Annotated in this window: 5 protein-coding genes; 2 read left to right on the top strand and 3 right to left on the bottom strand. The window is 69.3% G+C overall.

From position 1 onward, the window contains the following. Positions 1 to 207: 207 nt before the first annotated feature. From Q0C81_RS15695 to Q0C81_RS15685, 3 genes are read right to left on the bottom strand one after another with little or no spacing between them, the layout of a single operon-like run. Positions 208 to 1,533 carry a sorbosone dehydrogenase family protein gene (locus Q0C81_RS15695; protein WP_291840023.1) on the bottom strand — a complete coding sequence of 442 codons (1,326 nt, stop codon included), beginning with the start codon at positions 1,531 to 1,533 and terminating at the stop codon, positions 208 to 210. 11 nt (positions 1,534 to 1,544) lie between these two features. After that, positions 1,545 to 2,090 (bottom strand): lipocalin family protein, encoded by a 546-nt coding sequence (locus Q0C81_RS15690; RefSeq protein ID WP_291840020.1) that lies wholly within the window; start codon positions 2,088 to 2,090, stop codon positions 1,545 to 1,547. Between the two features lie 51 nt (positions 2,091 to 2,141). Beyond that, positions 2,142 to 2,951, bottom strand: coding sequence for a DUF1206 domain-containing protein (locus Q0C81_RS15685; protein ID WP_291840017.1), 810 nt, complete (start codon positions 2,949 to 2,951; stop codon positions 2,142 to 2,144). A gap of 179 nt (positions 2,952 to 3,130) precedes the next feature. Here Q0C81_RS15685 and Q0C81_RS15680 point away from each other — a divergent pair, with 179 nt between their 5' ends. Both Q0C81_RS15680 and Q0C81_RS15675 read left to right on the top strand, forming a co-directional pair. Next, positions 3,131 to 4,069 (top strand): ABC transporter ATP-binding protein, encoded by a 939-nt coding sequence (locus tag Q0C81_RS15680; RefSeq protein ID WP_291840014.1) that lies wholly within the window; start codon positions 3,131 to 3,133, stop codon positions 4,067 to 4,069. Continuing rightward, a partial coding sequence (locus Q0C81_RS15675) for an ABC transporter permease (protein ID WP_291840011.1) occupies positions 4,069 to 4,725 on the top strand: 657 nt, incomplete at its 3' end. The genes Q0C81_RS15680 and Q0C81_RS15675, both read left to right, overlap by 1 nt.

Raw genomic sequence — 4,725 nt, 5'->3', positions numbered from 1 at the left:
TCCCGCTCCGAGCGTTGCCGCGCCCGCGCCGTCGCCGGTGACCTCGACGCTGAACAGCGCTCCGGCCGCCCCGGCGCCGACCGTGACGCCGGCCCCGGCCCCGGCCCCGGCCGCGCCCCCGCCGGTCATCGTGGTCGAACCGCTGAACTGATCCCGGCGTAGACCCTGCAAGGCCCCGGTGGAGCGATCCGCCGGGGCCTTCGCTTGTCAGGCGGTGGGCGACACGCGCCAGATGACGTCGCCCACGTCGTCGGCGACCAGCAGGGCGCCGGTGCGGTCGAACTGCACCCCGACCGGGCGGCCCATGGCCGTGTCCTGGGCGCTGATGAAGCCGGTCAGGATGTCCTCGGGCGGGCCGGACGGCACGCCGTTGACGAAGGGGACGAACAGGACGCGGTAGCCGTTGCGCGGCTTGCGGTTCCACGACCCGTGCTGACCGACGAAGGCCCCGCCGCGATAGCGGACCGGGAACAGCGTCCCCTCGCCGAAGGTCAGGCCCAGCGAGGCGGTGTGGGCGCCCAGCGCGTAGTCCGGCCGCAATGCGCGGGCGACGAGGGCGGGATCCTGGGGCTCGACCCGTTCGTCGACGGTCTGGCCGTAGTAGCTGAACGGCCAGCCGTAGAAGCCGCCGGGCGTGACCGAGGTCATGTAGTCGGGGACCAGGTCGTTGCCGAGCTCGTCGCGCTCGTTGACCGACACCCACAGCCGGCCGCTGTCGGGCTGCCACGCCAGCCCCACCGGGTTGCGCAGGCCCGAGGCGTAGACCCGCCGCGCGCCGGTCGCCGGATTGATCTCCAGGATGGCGGCGCGGTCGGTTTCCTCGTCCATCCCGTTCTCGCCGATGTTGGAGTTCGACCCAACCCCGACATAGAGGCGCGATCCATCGGCGCTGGCGACCAGGCTCTTGGTCCAGTGGTGGTTCCGGCCCGCGGGCAGGTCGGCGATCTTGCGCGGTTCGGCCTCGATCCGCGTCTGGCCGGTCTGGTAGGGGAAGGCCACCACGGCGTCGGCGTTGGCGACGTAGAGGGTGTTCCCGACCAGGGCCATGCCGAAGGGCGACATCAGGTTCTCGAGCAGGACCGACCGGGTCTCGGCCACGCCGTCGCCGTCGGTGTCGCGCAGCAGGGTGATGCGGTCGGGGCTGGGCGTGCGTGCGCCGGCCCTCTTCATCACCAGCCCCTGCGCCCAGGCGCGGAAACCGCCCCCGGCGCCGTCGTCCAGCCCTTCGGGCTTGGGCGGCGCATTGGTTTCGGCCACCAGGATGTCGCCGTTGGGCAGACGGTAGAGCCAGCGCGGATGGGTCAGACCGGCGGCGAAGGCCTGCACCCGGAAGCCCGGGGCCGCGACCGGGGTCCGGCCCTGCGGCCAACCGGCGGCGTCGGCGATATTGACCGTCGGAAGCAGGGTGTGGCGGGGCGCGGGCAGCACCGGATCAGCGCCATAGCCGGCGGCGGGATCCAGCGTCGATTCCGTGCCGCAGGCGGCGAGCGTGAGGGCGAAGAGAGAAGAGAGGGCGAGGGACGAGACACGCATGGGCGAGTCCTTCAAGGGGTAGGCTGGGCGGGAAACTCGAGGCGGCTGACATCATAGCCCAGAGCGCGGGCGCGTTCGGTCAGTCGTTCGCGCTGGGCAGGGCTCGGGATTTCACGGGTGTAGATGAACAACCGCTCGAAGGTCGGGTCGGCCGAGATGAACCAGGTGTAGGCCTCGTCGTGGTCCAGCACCCAGTAGTCCCAGGTCACGAACCCGCCGAGGTAGCGCACCCGAAGCTTCGTGTTCGTCCCCGGGTCAAGAATCTCGCCGCGCCCGCCGATGGACTTCTCGCGCCCGCCGGGCTGGCCCTGTTCGCAGGTGTCGCGCACATCGACCCGCGTCGCCGAGACGAGGACATAATTGGACGCGCCGGCGACGCAGCCGTCGGTCAGCTGGTCGGGCAGGCGGGCGACCTCGATCCAGCGGCCGGACCACAGACGGTCGGCGTCTACGGCGCGGGCGGGTTGAGGGGCGCGGTATTCGGACGGCGAGGGCGCGGTGACGCAGGCGGACAGGGCGCCCATCAGGGCGACGGCGGCGAGGACGCGCGGGGTCATGAGGCGATCTCCGGATCGTGAATACCCGGCCGCGAAGGGAGTTCCGCGGCCTCAGACTGGTACGATCTCGCGCGGTGGCCGGATGCGGCGGAAGCGGGCCTCGATGAAGGAGAACAGTCCGAAGCCGATGAAGCCCAGCGCGGCCGCGGCCAGCAAAGCCGCGCCGCCCGGCTGACGACCCAGCGCGTCCAGCGCGGCGTCGAAGCTTGTCACGTCCGAGGCCCGCGACCGAACCCCGGCGAGGAAGATCAAGGCCGCCAGCGGCAGCCACGCGATCCCACGCGCCATGTAGCCGGCGCGCGCCAGCGGAACGACCCGGCGGCAAAGCTCGACCGAACAGGACAGGTAGGCGGCGAAGTCGTCACGCCACGCTCTGACGATGTTGGCGATCCCCACCCCGGCGATGCACAGACCGATTCCCGCCAGAAGCAGATTGCCGAACGGCAGCGACAGCATTCGCGCCGCCTCGCGATGGCCCGCGGCGATCTCGGCCGCGCCCGGATCGGCGGGGGTGTGGAGTAGAAGGCTGAACGCGCTGCAGGCCAGCAGGGCGTAGCCGACGCCGCTGAACCCCTGGCTCATGCGGGTGCTCAGGCCCTGCTGGTCATGTCCCTCATTGTCCGCGTCCCAGATCGCCTGCAGCATCCGCCAGACCACAATGGCCAGCAAGCCGAGGCCCAGCAGCAGGACCCAGGCCCGGCCGAGCGGCTGCTGGGCCAGCCAGCCGATGGCGCCGCGGGTTCCCGCCGCGCCATCGACCAGCCCGGGGATGGCCAGCAGGGTCAGCGCTCCGCCGGAGAGATAGACAAAGCCCCGTGCGCCGTAACCGACGCGGGCGATCAGCTCGAGGCCGTTCAGCACGACCGCGCGCTTCCGTCGGCGGGCAGGGGTCAATCGGCGCAGGCCGGAGCGAAGCGTGGAGGAGAGGCGAGACACCCCTGCCCAACTCATCGCGAAAGATATGGCTCCGCTGGAGCCGCGGCGCCCTTGTCCGGACCGGGGGCGGCGCATATCTGCGGGCCCCAGGGAGAGGGACCCCCATGCCGCCCGCGATCACAATCCAGGGTCTGACCAAGACCTACAAGTCCGGGCTGCAAGCCCTCAAGCCCGTCGATCTGACGATCGCCAAGGGCGAGATCTTCGCCCTTCTGGGGCCGAACGGGGCGGGCAAGACCACCCTGATCTCCATCGTCTGCGGCATCGTCACGCCGAGCAGCGGCACGGTGACGGCCGACGGCCACGATACCCAGAAGGCCTACCGCAAGGCGCGCACCGTCATCGGCCTGGTGCCCCAGGAGCTGACCACGGACGCCTTCGAGACCGTGTGGGCGACGGTGACCTTCAGCCGCGGCCTGTTCGGAAAGGCGCCGAACCCGGCCTACGTCGAGCAGATCCTTCGCGACCTCAGCCTGTGGGACAAGAAGGACTCCAAGATCATGACCCTGTCCGGCGGCATGAAGCGCCGGGTCATGATCGCCAAGGCCCTGAGCCACGAACCCGACATCCTGTTCCTCGACGAGCCCACGGCGGGCGTCGACGTCGAGCTGCGCAAGGACATGTGGGAGATGGTCCGCAAGCTGCGCGAGCGCGGCGTGACCATCATCCTGACCACCCACTACATCGAGGAGGCCGAGGAGATGGCCGACCGGGTGGGCGTGATCCTGAAGGGCGAACTGATCCTGGTCGAGGACAAGACGACCCTGATGAAGAAGCTGGGCCGCAAGACCCTGACCCTGCAGCTGCAGGAGCCGCTGGAGGTCCTGCCTGCCGAGCTGTCCGAATGGGTCCTGGAGCTCAAGTCGGACGGGACCGAGCTGGAGTACGTCTTCGACTCCAACGCCGAACGCACCGGCGTGCCGTCCCTGCTGCGGCGGCTCAGCGACATCGGCGTCGGGTTCAAGGACCTGAGCACGCGCCAGAGCTCGCTTGAGGATATTTTCGTGGGCCTGGTCCACCAGTCGAAGTCGGAGGCGGCGTGATGGCGTTCAACGGTTACGGCGTCTGGGCGATCTACCGCTTCGAGATGGCGCGCGCCCTGCGCACCATCTGGCAGTCCATCGTGACGCCGGTCATCACCACGGCCCTGTATTTCGTCGTCTTCGGCTCCGCGATCGGATCGCGGATGACCGAGATCGACGGCGTGCCCTACGGCGCCTTCATCGTGCCCGGACTGATCATGCTGAGCCTGTTCACCCAGTCGATCTTCAACGCCTCGTTCGGCATCTACTTCCCGAAATTCACGGGCACGATCTACGAGCTGCTCTCGGCGCCCGTCAGCCCGCTGGAGATCGTCCTGGCCTATGTCGGGGCGGCGGCGACCAAGTCGGCGGTGCTGGGGCTGATCATCCTGGCCACGGCGGCCCTCTTCGTGCCCCTGCAGATACTGCACCCGGTCGAGATGCTGCTGTTCCTGATCCTGATCTCGACGACCTTCAGCCTGTTCGGCTTCATCATCGGGATCTGGGCGCAGAGCTTCGAGCAGCTGCAGTTCATCCCCATGCTGGTGGTGACGCCGCTGACCTTCCTCGGCGGGTCCTTCTACTCGATCCACATGCTGCCCGAGCCGTGGCGGACGATCACCCACTTCAACCCGGTGGTCTATCTGATCTCCGGCTTCCGCTGGAGCTTCTACGGC

The organism is Brevundimonas sp. (genome assembly GCF_023259385.1).
GTDB lineage: Bacteria > Pseudomonadota > Alphaproteobacteria > Caulobacterales > Caulobacteraceae > Brevundimonas.
The sequence above is the reverse complement of the archived record's forward strand: the minus strand, read 5'-3'. Positions and strand labels throughout refer to the sequence as shown.

What these genes read in the sequence shown, in the direction of transcription:
- Q0C81_RS15680 (WP_291840014.1), top strand. Translation starts at nt 3,131, where the DNA reads ATGCCGCCCGCGATCACAATCCAGGGTCTGACCAAGACCTACAAGTCC.
- Q0C81_RS15690 (WP_291840020.1), bottom strand. Translation starts at nt 2,090, where the DNA reads ATGACCCCGCGCGTCCTCGCCGCCGTCGCCCTGATGGGCGCCCTGTCC.
- Q0C81_RS15695 (WP_291840023.1), bottom strand. Translation starts at nt 1,533, where the DNA reads ATGCGTGTCTCGTCCCTCGCCCTCTCTTCTCTCTTCGCCCTCACGCTC.